Genomic DNA, 21956 nt, shown 5'->3' with positions numbered 1-21956 from the left:
GACCAGAGAGGAGGGGTTTCCATGCGAATGCGCAGGCTGCTCAGCCTCATTCTCGCATTCGTCCTGCTGCTGGGCGCGGCTCCGGCTTCAGCAGCGCCAAAAGGCATCGGATTGGGTTTAGGCATCGGTTTCGGGTTCCTGGACGTTCCCGACAACGACTGGGCCTGGCCCTACGTGGTGGAGATGCACGCCAAGGGCCTGATGAAGGGCGTGGGGAACGGCCTCTTCCAGCCCAACAAGCCGCTCACCCGGGCCGAGGCGGTCACGGTGGCCGTCAGGCTGATGGGTCTGGAGGATGAGGCGGAAAGGCTGAGCGAGAGCCGGATCCGCGACTTGCTGCCCTACAGCGACCGCGACGAGATTCCGCAGTGGGCCCGGCCGTATATCGCCGTGGCGGTGGATTACGACATCATGCCCATCGCCGAGGACGGCCTGCTGCGGGCCGGCGAGAAGGCGACCCGGCTGTGGGTCTCCGTGCTCCTGGTGCGGGCCCTGGGATACGAGGCTGAGGCGCAGGCCAAGATGACGGCCGACCTGCCGTTCAAGGACAGCCACTTGATCCCGGCGCCGCTGGTGGGGTACGTGGCCGCCGCGGTGGACCATGAGCTGGTGCAGGGCTTCCCCGACGGCAGCTTCCGGCCCAACGACCCGCTCACCCGCGCCCAGGCGGCGGCGCTGCTCTCCCGCACCGACCGGCAGCTGGGCGAGCAGGGCCGGTTCCGCCCGGGTTACCTGGTGGGTGACCTGGTGTCGGCCAGCGAGCGGAACCGCACGATCACCCTGACGGTGCAGGGCCGCGACCGGACGCTCTCGGTGGCTCAGGATGCGCCCGTCTTCCTGGACGAGCGGCGGGCGCGCCTGGAGGACCTGCCGCGGGGCGCCCGCGTGTCGGTGGTGCTGGACGGCGACGAGCGGGTGCTGATGGTCATCGCGCACTCGCCGGTCAGCCTGCCCGGCGTCAGCGACGTGACGGGGGAGATCAGCGCGGTCTTCCTGCCGTCGGAGATGCCCGGCGGGCTCGGGCTGGTGGTGCTGAAGCGGGGCAGCCGGGAGCAGACGTACCCGTTGGCGCCGCAGGTGACCGCCACCTACAACGGCCGCTCCATCCCGCTGGAGCAGCTCCGCGTGGGCGATAAGGTGCGGCTCGACGTGGTCGCCGGCGTGGTCATCGCCATCCAGGTGACCGAGCGCGGCTCGGGCTCCGGCGCCCAGAACCAGGTCAAGGGCACGATCGTCGCCGTCAAGCCCTACGGGATTTCGTTCCTGGCGACGATCGACCTGAAGGTCGGAAACAGCACCCGCACCATTACGGTGGCGCCCGGGGCGGTCATCACCCGGGAGGGCAACCAGGTCGACCTCACGGATCTCGAGCCGGGCGATGAGGTGACGGTGCGGCTGGCCGGCGGCATCGCCATCCGCATCACGGTCGACAAGCCCGCCCGCACTGAGGAGACCGTCCGCGGCGAGATCCTGACCATTCACCCGGCGACGAAGAACAGCGAGGCGCGCCTGCGCATTCGCACCGACGACGGCCGCACCCGCACGGTGACCCTGGCCAAGAACGCGGTCATCCGGCACGGCAACAGCAGGCTGACGGTGGCCGACCTGCGGGCGGGCGATGAGGTGCAGGTCCGACTGGTCAACGGCGCCGCCGAGGAGGTGCGCGTCCTCTCGCGGGGGCCGCTGGTCGAAGAGGTGACGGGCACGATCGAGCAGATCGTGCCGGCCACCCGGACCTCGGGCCCGAAGGTCACCCTCAGCATCGGCAGGACGACCCGCACCGTGACGCTCGCGACCGACGTCGTGATCCGCCACGGCCGCCAGCAGCTGAAGGTGGATGACCTGCGCATCGGCGACGAGGTCACCATCACCGTGGTGGACGGCATCGGCACCGAGATCACCGTCGGGACCCGCGGCCCGCTGGTCGAGGAGGTCCGCGGCATCCTGGAGAAGGTCGAGCCGGCCAGCCGGAACCAGAAGGCGCGGCTGGTGGTGAAGACCGACGGGGGCAGCCGGCGGATCAGCCTGGCCGACGACGTCTCGATCCGGTACGGAAACACCCGTCTCCGCCTGGAGGATCTGCGCCCGGGCGACGAGCTGGCGATCCGGACCGAGGACGGCATCGGCACCGAGATCCGGGTGGAGTCCCGCGGCCCGCTTGTCGAACAGGTGACGGGGACGATCGAGCAGATCCACGCCGTGTCGATCGACTTCACCTCGCGCATCGTCGTGAAGAGCGGCCGGGAGAGCCGCACCATCCCGTTGGCCCCTGACGTGAAGATCAGCCACGGGCGCCAGCAGCTGGAGGACCTGCGGATCGGCGATCAGGTGACCGTCATGGTGGTGGACGGCGTCGGCACCGAGGTCTCCGTGACCGAGCGGGGTCCGGCGACCGAGGAGATCACCGGGCGCATCGTCGAGATCTACCCGTTCTCCATCACGTTCCAGTCCAGCATCGACGTGGAGACGGAGTCCGGCATCCGGAACATCCCGCTGGCCTCCGACGTGTCCATCCGGCGCGGCGAGCGGCGCATCCGGCTGGACGACCTGCAGAAGGGCGATCTGGTGACCGTCACCGTGGTGGAGGGGCAGGCCACGGCCATCCAGGCGCTGGAGACCGAGCCCGAGGAGGTGACCGGCCAGCTTCTGGCGGTCTACCAGGTCTCCATAGACTTCCAGCCCAGCCTGCTGGTGTACACCGGCGAAGGGGAGCGGCGGATCCGGCTGGATGACAACACCGCCTACAGCCGCGGCGGCCGGCGCGTCGACCTGGACGACCTGCAGGCGGGCGACAGGCTGCGCATCCAGGTGGTGGGCGGTGTCGCGGACCGGGTGCTGGTGGAGGAGCGGCCCCGCACCTCGCAGCTCACGGGTACCCTGGAGGCCGTCGACGGGCGGGAGATCACGGTCCGCGTCAGCGCCCGGCAGGAGCGGACGCTGCTCCTGGCCGAAGAGGCCGTGCTCACCATGAGCGGCGAGAAGATCGGGCTGGATGCGCTGCGCACCGGCGACCGGGTGGAGCTGAAGGTCCGCGGCGACGTGGTCATCGAGCTGAACGTGCGCCAGTCCCCCAACGGCCGTTAGCGGCCAACCCGGGCAGGTGCACGAGCGGCAGCCGGGACAGAGAAGGAGCAGGGCGTGCGGTCACGCCCTGCTCCTTTGTCATGCCTGTGCAGTTGTTGCCAGCGGTTCTGCTGCGCTAGTCGGCCGAGGTGACCTCCATCCTGGCCAGGTGCTCGTACCGGCGCCACCTGGCCTCCACGGACTCCTGGGCCTGCCGGAGCAGCTCCTCCGCAGCCTCCGGATTGAACTTGCGGAGCTGCGCGTAGCGGGTCTCGTTGTAGATGTACTGCTCCAGCGGCACCTTGGGCGCCGGGCAGTCGAGCTGGAACGGGTTCTTGCCCTCGGCGATGAGCCGCGGGTCGTACCGGTACACGGGCCAGTGGCCGGACTCGACCGCCAGCTTCTGCTGGTTCAGCCCCTTGGCCATGTCGATGCCGTGGGCGATGCAGTGGCTGTAGGCGATGATGATCGACGGGCCGTCGTACGACTCGGCCTCGCGGAAGGCCCGGATCACCTGGGCGTCGTTGAAGCCCATGGCCACCTGGGCGACGTAGACGTTGCCGTACTGCATGGCGATCATGCCCAGGTCCTTCTTGCCCACCGGCTTGCCGCCGGCCGCGAACTTGGCCACCGCACCCAGCGGCGTGGACTTGGAGGCCTGACCGCCGGTGTTGGAGTAGACCTCGGTGTCGAGCACGAGGATGTTGACGTTCCGGCCGGAGGCAAGGACGTGGTCCAGGCCGCCGAAGCCGATGTCGTAGGCCCAGCCGTCGCCGCCGACGATCCAGACCGACTTCTTCACCAGGTAGTCGGCGATGGCCAGCAGCTGCTCGGCCCGCGGGTCGACGATGCCCGGAAGCCGCTTCTTCAGCTCGGCCACCCGCTCCCGCTGCGCCTCGATGCCGGCGTAGTCGGACTGGTCGGCGCTGAGCAGGGCGTCGGCCAGGTCGGCTCCGATCTGGTCGCGCAGGGCGCTGACCAGCTCCGCGGCCATGGTGGCCTGCTTGTCGACGGCGAGCCGCATGCCCAGGCCGAACTCGGCGTTGTCCTCGAACAGCGAGTTGGACCAGGCGGGACCGCGGCCCTCGCTGTTCTTGGCCCACGGGGTGGTGGGCAGGTTGCCGCCGTAGATGGAGGAGCAGCCGGTGGCGTTGGCGATCAGCGCACGGTCGCCGAACAGCTGCGAGATCAGCTTCAGGTACGGCGTCTCGCCGCAGCCCGCGCAGGCGCCGGAGAACTCGAACAGCGGCCGGGCCAGCTGCACGTTGCGGACGTTGCTGAACGGCAGCTGCTTCTCGGTGATGTCAGGCAGCGAGAGGAAGAAGTCCCAGTGCCCCTGGGTCTGCTCCCGGGCCGCCTGGATGTCGGCCATGTTGATGGCCTTGTGGTTCGGATCCTGCTTGCTCTTGGCCGGGCAGGCCTCGACGCACAGCGCGCAGCCCGTGCAGTCTTCGGTGGACACCTGAATGGTGTACCGCTTGCCCGGCAGCTCCCGGAACCGGGCCGGCATGTGCTTGAAGCCGGCAGGGGCCGCCGCGAGGTCCGCCTCGTCGAGGACCTTCGCCCGGATGACCGCGTGCGGGCAGACCAGGACGCACTTGCCGCACTGGATGCAGATGTCCGGATCCCAGACGGGCACCTCAAGGCCGATGGACCGCTTCTCCCACTGCGTCGTGCCGGTCGGGTAGGTGCCGTCGGCGGGCAGCAGCGAGGTGGGCAGGTTGTCGCCGCGGTTGGCGATCATCTCGGCCGTCACCTTCTGCACGAACTCCGGGGCCCCGGCCGGCACCGGCGGGCGCAGGTCGAAGGTGCTGGTGACCTCGCCAATCTTGACCGGGTGCAGGTGGGCGATCGCGGCGTCGACCGCTGCGAAGTTCTTCTGCACCACGGCTTCGCCCTTGGCGGCGTAGGTCTTCTCGATGGCCTTCTTGATCTTGGCGATCGCCTCATCCCTGGGCAGCACGCCGGAGATCGCGAAGAAGCAGGTCTGCATGATGGTGTTGATGCGCCGCCCCATGCCCGTCGCGCGGGCGACGTGGTCGGCGTCGATGACCCAGAGCTTCAGGCCCTTGTCAACGACCTGCTGCTGGAAGGACCGCGGCAGGTGGTCCCAGACCTCCTCCGCCGGATACGGCGAGTTCAGCAGCACGGTCGCACCGGGCATCGCGGCATCCAGCACCGGGTACTTTTCGACGAACACGAACTGGTGGATCGCGACGAAGTTCGCCTTCTGGATCTGGTAGGTGGACTGGATCGGCCGCGGGCCGAAGCGCAGGTGGGATACGGTGATGCCGCCCGACTTCTTCGAGTCGTACACGAAGTAGCCCTGGGCGTAGAAGTCCGTCTCCTCGCCGATGATCTTGATGGAGTTCTTGTTTGCGCCCACCGTGCCGTCGGAGCCCAGGCCCCAGAACATGGCCCGGAACACGTCGTCGGCCTCGGTGGAGAACTCGGGATCGTACTCGATGTGGGTATTGGTCAGGTCGTCGATGATGCCGACGGTGAAGCGGTTCTTGGGCCGCTCCTTCTTCAGCTCGTCGAAGACGCCCTTGATCATCGCCGGCGTGAACTCCTTCGAGCCCAGGCCGTAGCGGCCGCCGACCACGATGGGCAGGCTGGCGCGCTCGCCGTTCATCACCGCGGTGGAGAGCGCGGTCAGCACGTCCTGGTAGAGAGGCTCACCGGCCGAACCGGGCTCCTTGGTCCGGTCGAGGACGGCGATCGCCCTGACGCTCTCGGGGATGGCCTTGAGGAAGGCTTCGGCGGCAAACGGCCGGAACAGCCGGACCTTGATGAGGCCGACCTTCTCGCCGCGGGCGTTGAGGTAGTGGACGGTCTCCTCCACCGCCTCGGCGCCGGAGCCCATGAGTACGATGATCCGGTCGGCGTCGGGCGCGCCGACGTAGTCGAACAGGTGGTACCGGCGGCCGGTCAGCTCGGCCAGCTGGTCCATGCACGCCTGCACGATGCCGGGCGTGGCCAGGTAGTACGGGTTCGAGACCTCCCGGGCCTGGAAGTAGACGTCCGGGTTCTGGGCGGTGCCGCGCATGACCGGACGGTCCGGCGTCAAAGCGCGCGCCCGGTGGGCCTTGACCAGTTCCTCGTCGATCATCGCCCGGATGGTCTCCTCGGGCAGCAGCTCGATCTTCTGGACCTCGTGGGAGGTGCGGAAGCCGTCGAAGGCGTGCACGAAGGGCACCCGGGCCTTCAGCGTGGCAGCCTGCGCGATCAGCGCGAAGTCCATGACCTCCTGGACGTTGTTGCTGAACAGCATGGCCCAGCCGGTCTGGCGGGCCGCCATCACGTCGGAGTGGTCGCCGAAAATCGAGAGGCCCTGCGTGGCGATGGCCCGTGCCGCGATGTGGAAGACCGTGGGGGTCAGTTCACCGGCGATCTTGTACATGTTCGGGATCATGAGGAGCAGGCCCTGAGACGCGGTGAAGGTGGTCGCCAGGGCGCCCGCCTGCAGCGCACCGTGAATCGCGCCGGCCGCGCCGCCTTCGGACTGCATCTCCTGAACCTGCGGCACCGTGCCCCACAGATTCTTAACGCCCGCCGCAGCCCATGCGTCGGCGAACTCGCCCATCGGGGAGGACGGCGTGATGGGATAGATGGCGATGACTTCGTTGGTGCGGTACGCAACGTAAGCTGCAGCCTCATTGCCGTCGATGGTCACTTTCCTGGGCATCGTCTCACACTCCTATCTGCAGGCTGCAACGCTTGCAGCCGTCATGCTGCCTAACCTTAGATTATTGTAACGTGAGCGGACTTTGGTCTAACAGGGCAACAAAGTCTCCATTTCGGGCAGGGGGCATGGGCCAAAGTACGGAGGCATTGCCGGCAGGGCACTAGGGCAATCGCTGTAGGACCCCCTACCAGGCCGCCACCTGACCATCGGTGCGGGGCTCGGTCGCACCGACCAGGACGCCGTCCGGCATCCGCCAGATGATCTGGCCGCGTCCGAATCCGCCGGCGTCCAGGGCCCAGCGCACGTCGTGCCCCCGGCGCGCCAGTGCGTCTGCGATATGCGCGGGGACCGCATGCTCCAGCTCCACCGTGCGCCCTTCGGTCCACCGCCAGCGCGGGGCATCCAGCGCGGCCTGGGGGTTCATCGCGAAGTCGATCGCGTTGGTGACCACCTGCACGTGGCCCTGCGGCTGCATGAACCCGCCCATGACGCCAAACGGGCCCACAGCCTGGCCGTCCCGGGTCAGGAAGCCGGGGATGATGGTGTTGTACGGCCGCTTGCCGGGTTCGAGGCGATTGGGATGATCGCGGTCGAGCCGGAAGGTGTGGCCCCGGTTGTTCAGGGCGATGCCGGTGCCGGGAATGACGATGCCGCAGCCGAAGCCCATGTAGTTGGACTGGATGTAGGAGACCATGTTGCCCTCCCCGTCCGCGGCGGCAAGGTACACCGTGCCGCCGCGCGGCGGCCGGCCGGGGGCGGGTTCCAGCGCGGTGCGGCCGATCAGGCGGCGCCGCTCCTCGGCGTACGCATCGGAAAGCAGCGCCTCGGCGGTGATGTCCATCGACCGCGGATCGGCGATGTACCGCAGGCCGTCTGCAAAGGCGAGCTTGATGGCCTCGATCTGCAGGTGGTACGTCTCCACCTCCTCGCGGGCGCCGAATGAGAATCCTTTCAGGATGTTCAGGGCGAGCAGGGCCACCAGTCCCTGCCCGTTGGGCGGCAGCTCCCACACGTCGTAGCCACGGTAATGGACGTGCAGGGGCTCGACCCATTCGGGGCGGAACGAGGCGAGATCCTCAAGCGTGATGTAGCCGCCGTGGCGGCTGACGAAGGCGGCGATGCGCTCGGCCAGCTCGCCCCGGTAGAAGGCCTCACCGGCCGTCTCGCCGATCAGGCGCAGGGTACGCGCGTGGTCAGGCGAGCGCCAGATCTCGCCGATCGCAGGCGCCCGGCCCTCCGGGGCGAAGGTGTCGAACCAGGGACGGAACACCTCACCGGTCAGCTGTCTCCGGTAGCTCTCGAAAGCGGCCTGCCAGTACCGGCCCAGCGTGGGAGAGACGGGGTAGCCGCGCTCCGCGTACTCCGCCGCCGGTGCGAGCACCTGCGACAGAGGCAGCCGGCCGAAACGGCGGTTCAGCTCCACCCACGCGGCCGGCGCGCCCGGAACCATGGCCGGCGCGAGCCCGTGGCGGGGCATTTCGTCCAGCCCGGCGCGCTTCAGCGCTTCGATGCTCAGGGATCGGGGGGCGGGGCCGCTGCTGTTGAGGCCGTGGAGCTTTCCCTGGGTCCAGATGAGCGCGAACGCATCGGAACCGAGGCCGTTGGAGGTGGGCTCGAGCACGGTGAGCGCCGCGGCGGTGGCGATCGCCGCGTCGATGGCGTTTCCGCCCTGCTGGAGGATGGAAAGCCCCGCCTGCGCGGCCAGCGGTTGCGAGGTCGCCACCATGCCGCGCGCCGCGTACACGCAGTTGCGCCGGGAAGGATACGGATACGCGAGCGGATCGAAGCGCATACCCCATCACCTACATACCTGAGGATGTCAAGTATCAGCGTATCAACCGGGTCCGCCGCCTGTCAAAGGCAAGGCAGACCATTGGATCCAGCCTGCTGTCCGGCCGCGCCGCCCGGCCCTTCAGCCGCGCGGCGGCGCCGCCTGCGCGGCCACGACGTGGGCGTAGGCCCGCAGGGCGTCCTCGCCCTCCGGGGAAAGCCGGTACACGCCGCGGGCGACGCGCGCAAACCAGCCGTAATAGTTGCGCTGCAGGACGGGGCCGGCCGCCTGCAGGCCGGTCGCCGCGCGGATCGCCCGGACGGGGGACGGTCCGTGCGCCTGCAGATAGGCGGCGATGCGGAGGGCGTCTTCCCGGTAGGCGGTGATCAGCGGGGCGCGGGTGGTTCCGCCGACGTTGAAGTCCCCGGAGCGGCGCTGAAACTCACGCAGAAGCGCCGCCCGCTGACCGGCTTTCGGGCGGGGGCGCCAGGGCTCAGGGTCAAACTGCACGGCGGCGGTGGGCCCGCCGCCGGTGAAGTGCACGGTGATCAGGCCGAGACCCAGCCGGCGGCAGAGGTGGCGCACCTGCGTCCAGCGGCGGCTGCCGCGTGCGCGCCGCGGGGCTTCCACCGCCAGGTACACGGCATCGGTGAGGCGGAGGCGGTCGACTGCCTGGAGCAAGAGTTCCAGGTTGACCGCCCGCTTCAGCTCGACGATGACCAGGTCGTCGCCGCGCACCGCCACGACGTCGCATCCGTTCACCTCGCCCCGCACGGTGAAGCCCAGGGACTCCAGCAGGGCCTTCACAGGCGGGTACAGATCGCGTTCGGTGCGGCGGGTCATCGGCAAAGCGCCTCCTTCGGGGCCATGGTCTTCCTGCCAGGATTCCTTCCGGGATGGCGCAAATCCTGCAGCGATCCGCCAGGCGCTGTCCGCCCGGCGGCCGGGGGACCGGACGCGGCGGCGGGGCATACCATAAAGGGAGTTACGTCATCAGCCGTGTCACCGTGCAGGAGGTATGCTCGTGTTCTTCGGAGGCTTTCCGATTCCCGGGATCACCTGCCCCTCGCCGCCGGTGCTGACCAAGACCTGGAGCCCGGTCGGCAAGGGCATTCCCCTCCCTGCCCCGGCCACCTTCGGCAAGCCGCTGGGAACGCCGGTGGCGAAGCCGTTCACGGCGCCCGTCCCGGTGCCGCTCCCCACCCCGACCGCGCCCACCGTCTTCCCCGGTACGTACCCGTTCGGCGTACCCGCCATCGGCGCGGTCTTCCCCTTCCCGGCCGCCCCGGTGGTGAGCCCCTTCGGCAAGCCCTTCGTGACGGGAGTTCCCGGGATCTTCGGCGTTCCGTTCTGTCTGTAGCGCGCCGAGGCGCGGCGGGGGCAGGTCGGCCCGGCCGACCTGCCCCCATTGCCGCGGGGGCGGCCCGCACAGGACGGTCCGCCCCCGTTGGAAAGGGATGTGTTACCTACTGTTCGCTCGCCAGACGGCGCAGCACCGTCTGCAGGACCCCGCCGTTCTTGTAGTACTCGATCTCGACGGCCGTGTCGAGGCGGGAGGTGACGGTGAAGCGGATCTCCCGGCCGTCGGCCTTGCGGGCGACGACCTCGAAGGTCTGCCGCGGGGTCAGCTCGCCGCTGATGCCCGAGATCGTGATCTCCTCCGTGCCGTCGAGGCCCAGGGAGGCGGCGTTCTGGCCCTCCTGGAACTGGAGCGGCAGCACGCCCATGCCGATCAGGTTCGAGCGGTGGATGCGCTCGAAGCTCTCGGCGATGACGGCCTTCACGCCCTGGAGCATGACGCCCTTCGCGGCCCAGTCGCGGGAGGAGCCCATGCCGTAATCCTTGCCGGCCAGCACGACCAGCGGGGTGCCCGCCTCCATGTACTTGACGGCGGCGTCCCAGATGGGCATGATCTCGCCGGTGGGCAGGTACTTGGTGTAGCCGCCCTCCTTGCCGTCGGCCAGGGCGTTGCGCAGCCGGATGTTGGCGAAGGTGCCCCGCTGCATGACCTCGTGGTTGCCCCGGCGGGAGCCGTAAGAGTTGAAGTCCACCGGGTCGACACCCCGCTCCATCAGGTACCTGGCAGCCGGGCTGTCGATGGCGATGGCGCCGGCCGGCGAGATGTGGTCGGTGGTGATGGAGTCGCCCAGCAGGGCCAGCACCCGGGCGCCCACGATGTCCTTCACCGGCGGCGGGGTGAGCTCCATGTCCTTGAAGTACGGCGGCTGCTGGATGTAGGTGGAGTCGGGATCCCACGCAAACAGCTCGCCGCTGGGCGCCTCCAGCTGCTGCCAGTTCTCGTCGCCGTCGAAGACCTTGGCATACTGTGCCTTGAACATCTCGGGCGTGATGGCCCTGGCGATGGCGGACTGGATCTCCTTGTTGGTCGGCCAGATGTCCTTCAGGTAGACCGGGTTGCCCTCCGGGTCGTGGCCGATGGGCTCGGTCTTCAGGTCGATGTCCACGGTGCCGGCCAGGGCGTAGGCGACGACCAGCATGGGCGAGGCCAGGAAGTTGGCCTTGACCAGCGGGTTGACGCGGCCCTCGAAGTTGCGGTTGCCCGAGATGACGGCCGAGACGACGAGGTCATTGGCCGTGATGTCGGCCGCCACGTCCTCCGGCAGGCTGCCCGAGTTGCCGATGCAGGTGGTGCAGCCGTAGCCGACCACGTGGAAGCCCAGCGCCTCCAGGGGCTCCAGGAGGCCGGCCGCCTTCAGGTAGTCGGTGACCACGCGGGAGCCCGGAGCCAGCGAGGTCTTCACCCAGGGCTTGCGGGTGAGGCCGCGGGCGGCGGCCTTCTGGGCGACCAGGCCCGCGCCGATCATCACCGCGGGGTTGGAGGTGTTGGTGCAGGAGGTGATGGCGGCGATCGCCACCGAGCCGTGCTGGACGCCGGTCTTGGTGGCCACGGCCACGGAACCGCCCTTGTTGATCTGCTCGGCGAAGCTCTGGCGGAAGGCGTTCTTCACGCCGCTGAGCAGCACCCGGTCCTGCGGACGCCGGGGCCCGGCCAGCGAGGGCTCCACCGTGGAGAGGTCCAGCTCCAAAGTGTCGGTGAACTCGGGGTCCGGCGTGGCGTCGGTCCGGAACAGCCCCTGCTCCTGCAGGTAGCGGCGGACCATCTCGATGTGCTTCTCGTCGCGGCCGGTCTGGCGCAGGTAGTCGAGGGTGATCTCGTCCACGGGGAAGAAGCCCATGGTCGCGCCGTACTCCGGCGCCATGTTGGCGATGGTCGCGCGGTCAGCCAGCGACAGGGTGGAGAGCCCGGGGCCGTAGAACTCGACGAACTTCTCGACCACGCCCTTCTGGCGCAGCATCTGGGTCACCGTGAGCACCAGGTCGGTGGCCGTGGCGCCCTCGGGCAGGCGGCCGGTCAGCTTGAAGCCGATCACCTCGGGGACGAGCATGTAGGAGGGCTGGCCCAGCATGGCCGCCTCGGCCTCGATGCCGCCCACGCCCCAGCCCAGCACCCCCAGGCCGTTGATCATGGTGGTGTGGGAGTCGGTCCCGACGACCGTGTCGGGCAGGGCGACCTGCTCGCCGTCGATCTCCCGCAGGGCGACGCACGGCGACAGGTACTCCAGGTTCACCTGGTGCACGATGCCCATGCCGGGCGGCACGGCGCGGAAGTTGCGGAAGGCCTTCTGCGCCCACTTCAGGAAGACATACCGCTCCCGGTTCCGCTTGAACTCCAGCTCGACGTTGAACTTGTAGGCCCAGTCCACGGCGAAGGCATCGACCTGGACGGAGTGGTCGATCACCAGATCCACCGGGACCAGCGGGTTGATCTTGTCGGCGCGGCCGCCCAGCTTCACCATGGCGTCGCGCATCGCGGCGAGGTCAGCCACCACAGGCACGCCGGTGAAGTCCTGCAGCACGACCCGGGAGGGGATGAACGGGATCTCCTTCCGGGGCAGCTCGCGGGGGTTCCAGGAGGCCAGCGTCCGCACGTCTTCCTCGGTGACGAGGAAACCGTCGAGGTTGCGCAGCAGGTTCTCCAGCAGAATGCGCACCGAGAAGGGCAGCCGGTCCAGCTTCACCAGCCCGGCCTTCTCCAGCGCCGACAGCCGGTAGATGACAGCCGTCCCCGAACCGGTGTCGAAGGTCGACTTCGCCTTGAACGTATCGATGCGAGACATTTCGGCACCTCTTTTCTCTTATGACCATATTGGGGCACGGCGGATCCGCCTCCCGGCGCCGCCGTTGGTACCACGGGCGTATGGATATTCGGTCGTATGCGGGCGGAAATCGAATCGCCTTCGGTCCTATTCTAGAACAATCTTTCGGAGCAGTAAATCGACAGGCCTATGATGGATGGTTATGGGGTATGCTTGTGAAGTTATAAGGCGGCCGCGCGGGCCGTGTGCAACCGCCCAACAGGGTATACAATAGAGGCATGGAAGCTGTTCAGGGGCGAATCGTACGCGGGCTGGACCGACTGTTCCGCACCGGCTATCCGCATCCGATGAACCTGTTTGCGGCCCTCATGCTGGCCTTCCTTCCCGCCCTTTCGTGGCTCTCCGGGGAGGCGGCGGAGAGGGCGGTGTGGGCGCGGCTGGCCGGCGTCCTGCTCGGCCTCGCCTACCTCGCCGTCTGGTCCCGCATCCGCCCCCTGGCGTCCGCCTGGCGCCGGGGCGTGCGGCACGAGCTCTACCTGCTGGCGCAGGCCGTGCTCGTCGCCGCCATCTACGCGCTGGACGGCGGACTGACGCGGTTCCTCTTCGCGGTCGTCGCCGTGCAGGCGGTCTACCTGATCCCCGTCAGACGCTGGGCTCCCTTCGTGGGCACCCTGGCCGCCCTCTGGCTGGCCCTCTACCTGGCCATCACGCCCCCCGGCGAGCCGGGGGCGAACATGGTCGTCAGCATCGGCATGTACCTGCTCTACCTGGTGTTTGCCGCACTGGTCACCCTGACCATGCTGCAGCAGGAGCGGGAAGGCCGCCTGGCGCGGCAGCTCCTGGACGGCGTGAATCAGCGCCACCAGGTGCTCAGGGAGTACGACCAGACGGTGGAGCACCGGGCGGAGAGCGAGGAACGGGAACGGCTGGCCCGGACCATTCACGCGCGCCTGGTGGGCCGCCTCTCGGCCTTGGAGGCCCGCCTGCAGGAGATGGCCGGGGCCGGGCCGCCGGGGCGCGAGGCGGTCAGGGCGGCGCGCCTGGAGGCGAAGGACGTCCTGGGGGAGGTGCGGGCGGCCGTCCGCACACTGCGCCCCGGTGAGGAGGGGGCGGACCTGGACGATGCCGACGCGCCCGGACGCTTCGCCGGCCCCCCGGAGCCGCAGATCGCGCTGAAGCTCACCGACCCCATACGGGTCTACCACATCTGGAACACCGCCGTGCTGGCCGTGACGGCCGGCGTCATGCTGGCCGCGCGGCTGGTGGACGGGGATCCCCGGTGGTGGCGGGTGCTCGTGCTGACGCTGCTGCTGCTGGCGGCCTATGCCGGCGCCTCTGTGAGCCGCGTCCCGTACGCATGGCGGGCCCTGTTCGTGGTGGCGCAGGCCGTGCTGATCCTCCTGCTGGTCTGGACGACCCGGGAGCCGCTGATGAACCAGCTCTTCCTCTTGGTCTCCGCCCAGATGGTGTTCCTGATGCCGGGGGGGTCCCGGGGAGTCGTGGCGGCAGTGGCATTTCCGACGCTGCTCACCGGCGCTGCGCTCCTGCTCTTCGGCAGCGGCGGCGCCGTCTCTCCGCTTTCGCTGACCGTGGCCTTCGGCGTGACCTACTTCTTTGCCGCGGTGATGGCGTACATGACCCGGCTCCAGCTGGAGGCCCGCACCCGGGCCATCCATTACGCCCAGCAGCTCAGGGAGGTCAACCGGCAGCTGGAGGCCCGGCTGGCGGAGGCCCGGCGGATGGCCATCGCCCGGGAACGGGTGCGGATGGCCCGCGAGATCCACGACGGGCTGGGCCATCACCTCACGACGGTGATCGTGGACCTGCAGAACGCCGAGGCGCTGGCCGACGAGGAGCCCGCAGCGGCCCTGGCGCATGTGCGCGGCGCGCTGGAGGTCATCCGTGCGGCCATGCGCGCCAGCCAGGAGATGGTGGAGACGCTGGACCGCTTCGACCGCCCGCTGCCGAAGGCCATTCAGGAACTGGTGACCCGGTGGATGCAGACCACGGGCATCCCGGTGATTTTCCGGGTAGACGGCGGCGGCAGCGACCTGTCCACCGCCGCGCGCATGACGGTGTTCCGCACGGTGCAGGAGAGCCTGACCAACATCCAGAAGCACGCGCGGGCCACCCGCGTGGAAATCCTCCTCACCCAGCACCCCGACCGGGTGACGCTCCGGATCGTCAATGACGACCTCGGTCGGAGCGACCACGAGGAGTCCGTCCGGTCCGGCTTCGGCCTGGTGGGGCTCCGGGAGCGGGCCCAGTCGCTGAGCGGCGAATTTGAGGCCGGGCCGCGCAGCGAGGGCGGTTTTCAGGTATCATTGAGCCTGCCGATCGGTCTCTGAGGGGGGAGCCGCATGGACGGAGGAAAGATCCGCATCCTGATCGTGGACGACCAGTCTCTGCTCAGGCGGGGGCTTGCCGCGCTGCTGAACCGCAACCCCGACATGGAGGTGGTCGGCGAGGCATCGAACGGCGAGGAGGCCCTGCGGGTGGCCGCCGAGGTCAACCCGGACGTCATCCTGATGGACGTGCGCATGCCTGTGATGGACGGGGTCGCCGCGACCCGGGAACTCACCCGTCGGGGCAGCGGAGCCGGGGTCATCATCCTGACCACGTTCGACGACGACGAGTACATCTTCGAAGGCATTGCCGCCGGCGCGCGGGGGTACCTGCTGAAGGACGCCGAGTACGAAGAGCTTTCGCAGGCCATCCGCACCGTGGCGCAGGGAGAGTCGCTGCTGCAGCCGCAGATCACGACCCGGGTGCTGAAGGAGTTCAGCCGGCTCTCCTCGATGGCCGCCGCCCGGCCGAAGCCGCAGCCTCTGGCCGAGCCCCTCACCGAGCGGGAGACGGAAGTGCTGCGGCTGATGGCTTCGGGCGCCTCCAACCAGGACATCGCCGAGAAGCTGTTCATCGGGCAGGGCACGGTGAAGCACCACGTGCGCGCGATCTTCGCCAAACTGGGGGCGCGCGACCGTGTGCACGCGATCTTGCTGGCGCAGGAACTCAACTTGGTCTAGCTTTGCCTGGACCGTGGGCTATACCTCAGGGCAGAGGCGCCGCACAGCGCGGCGCCAAAATTATGCCCTGCGATCGGACCTGCAGGCAGATGCGCCGCCGCCTCCGCCCAGGTACGCTGGGTGGAGAGCGCGGGCACGCCGTCATCCAGGCGGCGGACGCCCGGTGAGGAGGCACCTTCATGACGAATAACCGCTCCTGCACCCTGGTGGTGGACGGGGGAGTCGATCTGCCGGAACCGCTGATCGCGCAGTACGGCCTGCATATTGTTCCGTTGACGGTCCATTTCGGGGACGAGAGCTACCAGAGCGGCGTCACCATCACCCCCGCCGCCTTCTACCAGCGGCTGCGGGAGCGGGGGGAGTTTCCGACCACCTCCCAGCCGGGCGTCGGCGACTACGTGGCCGCTTACCGGCGGGCGGCGGAGGCGGGGCTGCCCATCCTGTCGCTCCATCTCTCCAGCGGGCTCTCGGGCTCGTTCAACGCGGCGAGCGCGGCGCGGGCGCTGGTGCCCGAACTCGACATCACCCTGGTGGACACCCGCACCCTCACGGGCGAAATGGCCCTGCAGGTGGTCGTGGCCGCTGAGATGGCCGAACAGGGGCTGCCCGTCGCGGAGATCCGGGAGATGCTGCGCACCGTGAACGAGCGGTCGCACCTGTACTTCACGATCGACAAACTGGACTACCTGCGCAAGGGCGGCCGGCTCGGCCGCGTGGCCGGGGCCGTGGGCAGCTTGCTGGGCATCCGGCCCATCGTCACCGTGGACAAGTCCACCGGCACGTACATCGCCGCCGGCAAAGCCCGGTCGTTCCGGAGGGCGGTCGAGATGGTCGCCCACCGCATCATCGAGGAGGTGGGCGAGGGGGGCGAGGTCAGCGTCATGGTGCTCGAGGGTTACTGCCCCGACCAGGTCGCCCACCTGGTCTCCCTGCTCCGGAGCCGCCTTGAGGTGGTCTGGTTCCACCACGTGCACGCCAATCCCAGCCTGGGCGCCCACGTAGGCCCGGACGCCATCGGCGTGGCCTACTTCCCCGGGGAGCTGCCCTTTGTGGGGCGCGACGCCGCCGCCGCCGACTGACCCGCGGCGCCCACGGACCGCCGAATCCGACAGACAGAGGCTGGGAAGCAGACGGCCGCCCCGCACCGGGGCGGCCGTTTCTGGCACTGCAGCTTACAGGGTGTAGCTCTCGCCGGGCCGAAGGACGACAGGCTCCGACACGCCGGACTCCCGGACCCGCGCCGCGAACTCGGACGGATCCTGCAGCAGCACGGGGAAGGTGCCCCAGTGCATCGGGATGACCACCTTGGGCTGGATCCACTGCACCGCGGTGAACGCGTCTTCCGGACCCATGGTGTAGTTGTCGCCGACGGGCAGCATGGCTACGTCGATGCCGGGGGCCTCGATGACGCCGTTGAGCAGCTTCATGTCGCTGAACAGCGCGGTGTCGCCCGCGTGGTAGATGCGCTTGCCGCCCAGGTGGATGACGAAGCCGCAGGCGTGGCCGCCGTCTGCGCCAAAGCCGTGGAAGGCGAGGGTGACCCGGACCAGGCCGAAGTCAAACTGCCGCTTGCCGCCCAGGGCCATGTCGGCGGTCTTCACGCCCTCGGCGGCGAGGGCCTGTGCGGCCTCGAAGGTGGTGATGACCGTCGCACCGGTCCGCTTCGCGATCGCGACCGTGTCGCCCACGTGGTCGCCGTGCATGTGCGTGACCAGGATGTACTGCGGGTTCAGTTCCTCCGGCTTCACCGGGCACACCGGGTTGCCCGTGATGAACGGGTCGATCAGCAGGTTCCACTTCCCGTCGGTGATCTCGAACGCCGCGTGTCCCAGGTAACGGATCTGCATACGATCGCCTCCTTGGAAAGAGCATGCTCTTAAGAGTGACCTGCCTGCCGCGCGGCCGCGGCGCAAGCAGGGGATAGGCGGGGATATATGGAAGGAAGAATTACGAATATACCCTTATACTTGTGTAATGGAAATATCGCAAGCTGGGGGAGCAGATCATGACGCGCAGGGCCTGGTGGGTGGTGCTGACACTGGCCATCGTGCTCGCCGCACAGTGGATGATGGCGCGCAGTCACGCGGATCTGGCCGCGGAGGAGGTGCGGGTGGCGGGATATCCCACACTGCACGTGGCCCCGGCCGGGGCGTCCCGGGGAACGGTCCTCGTGCTGCACGGCTTCGGCGGCAGCAAGGAGCTGATGCAGCACTGGGGCTACGCGCTGGCGCGCCGCGGGTTCGACGTCTATATCCCCGATCTGCCCGGTCACGGGGCGCAGACGGCGCCGCTGGCGGACCCCGGTGCGGCCGCAGCGCGCGTGCTGGAGGAGCTGATCGCCACCGGGAAGGCCGAACCGGACCGCACGGGGCTGATCGGCCAGGTGTCCCCGGGCATGCCCTCCGCCTCAGGCTACCCCCTGCCCGCTGATCACCCGGCCAATCTGCTGGGCGCCGCCGCGGCGCAGAACCCCCTGGCCCCGCTGTACGATGAAGGGGCGGTTGACGGGGTGGCTGAACGGCTCGCCGCCGCGTTCGGTGCCGAACCGCCGGCGGCCGGCCCGCCGTCCCGGGCCCTGGTCTGGCTCCTCCTCGGGTGCACAGGCGGCCTGGGCGCAGTCCTGGCCGTGGCCGCGCTCGTGCGGCCGAACCCCCGCCAGGGCGGACGGTGGCACAGCCCCGTCGGCTTCGTTACCGGACTGGCCGCGGTGGCGGTCTCGCTGCTCAGCGCCGTGCTGGCCGCGGTCTACCTGCGGGTGCCCCGGCTGGGCGTCGCGGTCCTGGACTACATGGTACCCTATTTCCTGGTCGCGGCGGCCGTTCTCCTGCTGCTTCGGGTGCTTTGGCCGCGGGAATTCGGCGCGCTTCCCTGGGCCGGCGGCGATGGAATTCCGGCCGCCCTGCTGCGCGCCCTGGCCGTGGTCCTGGCGTTTCTCGGCGCGCTGGTGCCGGCGATTCATCAGAATGTCACCTATTTTGTACCGACGGTGCCCAGAATCCTGCCGCTGGTGGCCTCTGGTCTGGTCTTCTGGCTCTATGCCGTCCAGGAAGAGGCCCTGAAGCGGGCGGCCGCCGGCGGGCCGTCGGCGGCAGGCTTTGCGCTGGGGCTGGCGGCGAAGCTCCTGATGGCCGCCACCTGGGTGGGAGCCGGGGTACTGCCCAACGCGCCGGCGTTTCTGCCGGACGTGGTGCCCGTTGCCCTGGCGGTGCTGAGCGGGCTGGAGGTCGTGAGCGCTGCGCTGGCGGCCCTGCGCTTTCCGGCTGTCAGCTCCGCGCTGGTGCAGGCGGTGGTGTTCGGCTGGGCGGCCGCCGTGATGCTCCCCCTGGTCTGATCGCGACATGGACCAGTCAGCGTGGCGTGGGTATAATAAACCCCGCCACCGATCGTTTCCGGGGGGTGAAAGGGTTGTCTGAGCCGCTGCTGAAGCCGATCCGTCTGGGCGCGCTGACCATCGAGCGCCCGCTGGCGCTGGCGCCCATGGCCGGTGTCACGAACTGGCCCTTTCGCCGCCTCTGCAAGGAGCACGGCTGCGGCCTCGTCGTGACCGAGTTCGTCAGCGATAAGGCGCTCCTGTACGACAGCAAGCGCACCCGCGAGATGATCCAGCTCATGCCGGATGAGCGGCCGGCGGGGGTGCAGCTGTTCGGGGCGGATCCCGACACGATGGCGCGCGCCGCGGTGCGGGTGGCCGAGCTGGAGCAGCCGGATTTGATCGACATCAATATGGGCTGCCCGGCGCCGAAGGTGACGAAGGGCCGGGGCGGCTCCTCCCTGCTGAAGGAGCCGGAAGTCGCCCAGGAGATCGTGCGCGCGGTGGTGCGGGCCGTCGCGCCGCTGCCGGTGACCGTGAAGATGCGCATCGGCTGGGATGCGCGGTCGATCAACGCCGTGGAGGTGGCCAGGCGCGTCGAAGAGGCCGGCGCCCGGATGATCACGGTGCACGGCCGCACGCGGGAGCAGCACTACTCGGGCCGTGCGGACTGGGATGTGATCGCAGCGGTGGCCCGGGCCGTGTCGGTTCCGGTGCTGGGCAACGGCGACGTGGCGGACCCGGTGGATGCTGCGGAGCGGCTGCGCACGGCCGGCGTGGCCGGCCTGGCGGTCGGGCGCGGTGCGCTGGGGAACCCGTGGATTTTCAGCCGCACGCTGCACTACCTGGAGACGGGCGAACTCCTGCCGGAACCGGGGCCGCGGGAGCGGGTCGAGACCGCGCTCCGCCACCTGGACATGATGATCGCGTACAAGGGCGAGTTCCTGGCGGTGCGGGAGATGCGCAAGCACGCTGCCTGGTACCTGAAGGGGCTTCACGGTTCGGCGGGCGTCCGGGCGGCGGTCAACCAGGCGGAACGGCCGGAGGAGCTGCGCGCGCTGCTTCTGGAGTACGTCGACAGGCTGGAGGCCTGCCAGTCTGAAAACGTCAGACTGTTAAGTTGACAATTCCGTGAAAGGCACGTATAATTAGTTGTCCACTGAAGCGGAGCACGGCGAGCCGGGGGCAGGCCTCCGGCGTCGCGGTGTCTCCTGGCATCATAGGGTACAGGATGCCGGCGCATATTGCGGCCGCCCGGAGTCGTATACATCCCTACCACAACGACGGTCCCACCGCTACGGCCTCGTAGTGCAGTTGCCTGGTGAAAAGGGGAGAACCGCATGGCCGAGAAAGAGGTACTCCTTTCCCTGGACGGACTGAAGCAGCTTGAGCAGGAGCTGCTCTACCTCCGCACCGTGAAGCGCCTGGAGGTGGCGGAACGCATCAAGCAGGCCCGCGAGTACGGCGACATCACCGAGAACTCGGAGTACGAGGACGCCAAGAACGAGCAGGCCTTCATCGAAGGGCGCATCCTGGAGCTGGAGAAGATGCTGCGGAACGCCCGGGTGATCGACGAACCCGTCGGTCAGCAAGAGGTGGTTGTGATCGGCAGCACGGTTGTGCTGAAGGACCTGGAGTACGGCGACGAGCATACGTACACGATCGTGGGCACGACGGAGGCCGATCCTGCGCAGAACCGGATTTCCAACGAATCTCCGGTCGGCCAGGCGATCATGGGGCAGCGGGTGGGCACCGTGGTGGCCGTGGATGCGCCCGACGGCGTCATCCGCTACGAAATCGTCGCGATCAAATAAATTTACGGGGGGCGTACTGCCCCCCGTTCAGTCTCTGACCTCGCTGCCCAGCCCAAGCGCCGGGTTCGGCCTGCGTTTCTGCCCCGGCGGCGGGTTCAGCGGCTCGGGCGCCTCCCAGGGCCGCACCGTGGTTCTGCCCTGCGGACCGGCTTCCGGCCTGGCGCTGTTCTGCACACTGGCCGCGTAGGCCGACCGGCCGAGGTCGCCGGCGCTGGGGCCGATCTGCGGCTGTTTCAGATCATGGAGCGGTCTCGGCATCGCCATCGCCTCCCGCGCTTAGTCTGCCCCGGGTCGGAGCAGTGCGGCGGCGGTAAGATCCGCGCCGTCTGGAAGGGGATATGCGTTGACAATAGCCGAGCGGGACGGGTACAATAGCTAAGCGGCAAAACGGGGCTGTAGCTCAGCTGGGAGAGCAGCGCCTTTGCAAGGCGAAGGTCGAGGGTTCGAGTCCCTTCAGCTCCACCAAAGAAAAGGATCGAGCGCGGCGCTCGATCCTTCTTTGTTTTGCCCATGCCGGGCCCTGTTGTGGATCGGTTCCGTCAAGCATGGTGCAAGAACATGCAGAGCCCGGCGCATGGCGCGCCGGGCTCTGCTCCTGCTTGTGTTACTCCACAATCAGCTTGCCGACCATGCCGGCCTCCCGGTGCCCCGGCACGTCGCAGATGATGTCGTGCTCGCCGGACTGGGTGACCTTGACCTCCACCGTGGAGGTCTGGCCGGGCGGGATCTGGCCGGAGTTGATGTTGAAGGACGGAATCAGGAAGTTGTGGGCGACGTTGGGGTCCTTGTTGACCAGGGTGATCTTCAGCGTGTCGCCCTTCTTGGCGTGAAGGACGTCGGGCGTGAACTTCATCTCGCCGTTGATGCCCATCTCGACGGTCAACTCGACCGCGTCGCCGCTGCCGCCACCGCCGCAGCCGGCCAGAACGGCCATGGACAGCAGTGCAGCCACAAGAAGCATGGTGAGCTTACGCATAGTTGAAGTTTCACATCCTTTCCTGGCCAATATGATGCCAAAGGCGCCGACTGCGGCCAATCGGACGCGCAATGTACCAGCGCCATAAGGCGAAGAAATCAGTTAGGGTGTAGACCCTAAGCACTACCCCGCATGCGCCTTTGGTGCCAGACGTGGTACAATAACGGCCGAAAACCCTGTAGGTGCAGTG

At 68.7% G+C, this 21956-nt stretch carries 15 protein-coding genes and 1 tRNA gene; 9 read left to right on the top strand and 7 right to left on the bottom strand.

The features are described 5' to 3' along the window. The first annotated feature begins 21 nt into the window (after positions 1–21). Entirely contained in the window at positions 22–3084 is a 3063-nt protein-coding gene (locus tag ACZ5UM_RS03630) for an S-layer homology domain-containing protein (protein WP_464847004.1), read from the top strand. A 115-nt stretch (positions 3085–3199) separates the two neighbouring features. On the opposite strand, the gene nifJ is transcribed toward ACZ5UM_RS03630, so the two are convergent. From nifJ to ACZ5UM_RS03615, 3 genes are all read right to left on the bottom strand, one after another. Beyond that, entirely contained in the window at positions 3200–6751 is a 3552-nt protein-coding gene (nifJ, locus tag ACZ5UM_RS03625; protein ID WP_464847003.1) for a pyruvate:ferredoxin (flavodoxin) oxidoreductase, read from the bottom strand. Positions 6752–6935: 184 nt separating this feature from the next. Further along, the gene (locus ACZ5UM_RS03620) at positions 6936–8543 is read right to left on the bottom strand and encodes a gamma-glutamyltransferase family protein (RefSeq protein ID WP_464847002.1); all 1608 of its coding nucleotides are present in this window, start codon (positions 8541–8543) and stop codon (positions 6936–6938) included. 120 nt (positions 8544–8663) lie between these two features. Then, entirely contained in the window at positions 8664–9365 is a 702-nt protein-coding gene (locus ACZ5UM_RS03615; protein WP_464847001.1) for a DUF2161 domain-containing phosphodiesterase, read from the bottom strand. Between the two features lie 181 nt (positions 9366–9546). On the opposite strand from ACZ5UM_RS03615, the gene ACZ5UM_RS03610 reads away from it, so the two are divergent. Continuing rightward, positions 9547–9882 (top strand): hypothetical protein, encoded by a 336-nt coding sequence (locus ACZ5UM_RS03610; protein ID WP_464847000.1) that lies wholly within the window; start codon positions 9547–9549, stop codon positions 9880–9882. Between the two features lie 106 nt (positions 9883–9988). Here the strand turns inward: ACZ5UM_RS03610 and acnA are convergent, their stop codons facing one another. Continuing rightward, on the bottom strand, positions 9989–12661 hold the full coding sequence (gene acnA / locus ACZ5UM_RS03605) for an aconitate hydratase AcnA (protein WP_464846999.1): 2673 nt from the start codon (positions 12659–12661) through the stop codon (positions 9989–9991). A 257-nt stretch (positions 12662–12918) separates the two neighbouring features. Here acnA and ACZ5UM_RS03600 point away from each other — a divergent pair, with 257 nt between their 5' ends. The 3 genes from ACZ5UM_RS03600 to ACZ5UM_RS03590 all read left to right on the top strand — a co-directional run bounded on the left by ACZ5UM_RS03600 (position 12919) and on the right by ACZ5UM_RS03590 (position 16745). After that, positions 12919–14988: a sensor histidine kinase gene (locus tag ACZ5UM_RS03600; protein WP_464846998.1), complete on the top strand. Its 2070-nt coding sequence runs from the start codon at positions 12919–12921 to the stop codon at positions 14986–14988. Positions 14989–15000: 12 nt separating this feature from the next. Next, a complete protein-coding gene (locus ACZ5UM_RS03595) occupies positions 15001–15666 on the top strand; it encodes a response regulator (RefSeq protein ID WP_464846997.1) in 666 nt (221 codons plus the stop codon). Between the two features lie 179 nt (positions 15667–15845). Next, a complete protein-coding gene (locus tag ACZ5UM_RS03590) occupies positions 15846–16745 on the top strand; it encodes a DegV family protein (RefSeq protein WP_464846996.1) in 900 nt (299 codons plus the stop codon). Positions 16746–16838: 93 nt separating this feature from the next. Here the strand turns inward: ACZ5UM_RS03590 and ACZ5UM_RS03585 are convergent, their stop codons facing one another. Next, positions 16839–17513, bottom strand: coding sequence for a metal-dependent hydrolase (locus ACZ5UM_RS03585; protein ID WP_464846995.1), 675 nt, complete (start codon positions 17511–17513; stop codon positions 16839–16841). A 158-nt stretch (positions 17514–17671) separates the two neighbouring features. On the opposite strand from ACZ5UM_RS03585, the gene ACZ5UM_RS03580 reads away from it, so the two are divergent. The 3 genes from ACZ5UM_RS03580 (at position 17672) to greA (ending at position 20790) form a co-directional block, all read left to right on the top strand. Then, on the top strand, positions 17672–18997 hold the full coding sequence (locus ACZ5UM_RS03580) for an alpha/beta fold hydrolase (protein ID WP_464846994.1): 1326 nt from the start codon (positions 17672–17674) through the stop codon (positions 18995–18997). 65 nt (positions 18998–19062) lie between these two features. Beyond that, positions 19063–20100 (top strand): tRNA dihydrouridine synthase DusB, encoded by a 1038-nt coding sequence (gene dusB / locus ACZ5UM_RS03575; RefSeq protein ID WP_464846993.1) that lies wholly within the window; start codon positions 19063–19065, stop codon positions 20098–20100. Between the two features lie 216 nt (positions 20101–20316). Next, positions 20317–20790 carry a transcription elongation factor GreA gene (gene greA / locus ACZ5UM_RS03570; RefSeq protein WP_464846992.1) on the top strand — a complete coding sequence of 158 codons (474 nt, stop codon included), beginning with the start codon at positions 20317–20319 and terminating at the stop codon, positions 20788–20790. A 27-nt stretch (positions 20791–20817) separates the two neighbouring features. On the opposite strand, the gene ACZ5UM_RS03565 is transcribed toward greA, so the two are convergent. Beyond that, positions 20818–21048, bottom strand: a complete 231-nt coding sequence (locus ACZ5UM_RS03565; protein WP_464846991.1) for a hypothetical protein — start codon at positions 21046–21048, stop codon at positions 20818–20820. A 131-nt stretch (positions 21049–21179) separates the two neighbouring features. Here ACZ5UM_RS03565 and ACZ5UM_RS03560 point away from each other — a divergent pair. Then, positions 21180–21255 (top strand) — tRNA-Ala (locus ACZ5UM_RS03560). Positions 21256–21394: 139 nt separating this feature from the next. On the opposite strand, the gene ACZ5UM_RS03555 is transcribed toward ACZ5UM_RS03560, so the two are convergent. Then, on the bottom strand, positions 21395–21766 hold the full coding sequence (locus ACZ5UM_RS03555; protein ID WP_464846990.1) for a cupredoxin domain-containing protein: 372 nt from the start codon (positions 21764–21766) through the stop codon (positions 21395–21397). Positions 21767–21956 lie beyond the last annotated feature (190 nt).

The organism is Symbiobacterium ostreiconchae (assembly GCF_055396975.1).
The sequence above is the reverse complement of the archived record's forward strand: the minus strand, read 5'-3'. Positions and strand labels throughout refer to the sequence as shown.

Bases quoted from the DNA above. Each gene is read 5' to 3' on its own strand.
- ACZ5UM_RS03630 (WP_464847004.1), top strand. From the start codon at position 22: ATGCGAATGCGCAGGCTGCTCAGCCTCATTCTCGCATTCGTCCTGCTG.
- nifJ (WP_464847003.1), bottom strand. From the start codon at position 6,751: ATGCCCAGGAAAGTGACCATCGACGGCAATGAGGCTGCAGCTTACGTT.
- ACZ5UM_RS03620 (WP_464847002.1), bottom strand. From the start codon at position 8,543: ATGCGCTTCGATCCGCTCGCGTATCCGTATCCTTCCCGGCGCAACTGC.
- ACZ5UM_RS03615 (WP_464847001.1), bottom strand. From the start codon at position 9,365: ATGACCCGCCGCACCGAACGCGATCTGTACCCGCCTGTGAAGGCCCTG.
- acnA (WP_464846999.1), bottom strand. From the start codon at position 12,661: ATGTCTCGCATCGATACGTTCAAGGCGAAGTCGACCTTCGACACCGGT.
- ACZ5UM_RS03600 (WP_464846998.1), top strand. From the start codon at position 12,919: ATGGAAGCTGTTCAGGGGCGAATCGTACGCGGGCTGGACCGACTGTTC.
- ACZ5UM_RS03595 (WP_464846997.1), top strand. From the start codon at position 15,001: ATGGACGGAGGAAAGATCCGCATCCTGATCGTGGACGACCAGTCTCTG.
- ACZ5UM_RS03590 (WP_464846996.1), top strand. From the start codon at position 15,846: ATGACGAATAACCGCTCCTGCACCCTGGTGGTGGACGGGGGAGTCGAT.
- ACZ5UM_RS03585 (WP_464846995.1), bottom strand. From the start codon at position 17,513: ATGCAGATCCGTTACCTGGGACACGCGGCGTTCGAGATCACCGACGGG.
- ACZ5UM_RS03580 (WP_464846994.1), top strand. From the start codon at position 17,672: ATGACGCGCAGGGCCTGGTGGGTGGTGCTGACACTGGCCATCGTGCTC.
- greA (WP_464846992.1), top strand. From the start codon at position 20,317: ATGGCCGAGAAAGAGGTACTCCTTTCCCTGGACGGACTGAAGCAGCTT.
- ACZ5UM_RS03565 (WP_464846991.1), bottom strand. From the start codon at position 21,048: ATGCCGAGACCGCTCCATGATCTGAAACAGCCGCAGATCGGCCCCAGC.
- ACZ5UM_RS03555 (WP_464846990.1), bottom strand. From the start codon at position 21,766: ATGCGTAAGCTCACCATGCTTCTTGTGGCTGCACTGCTGTCCATGGCC.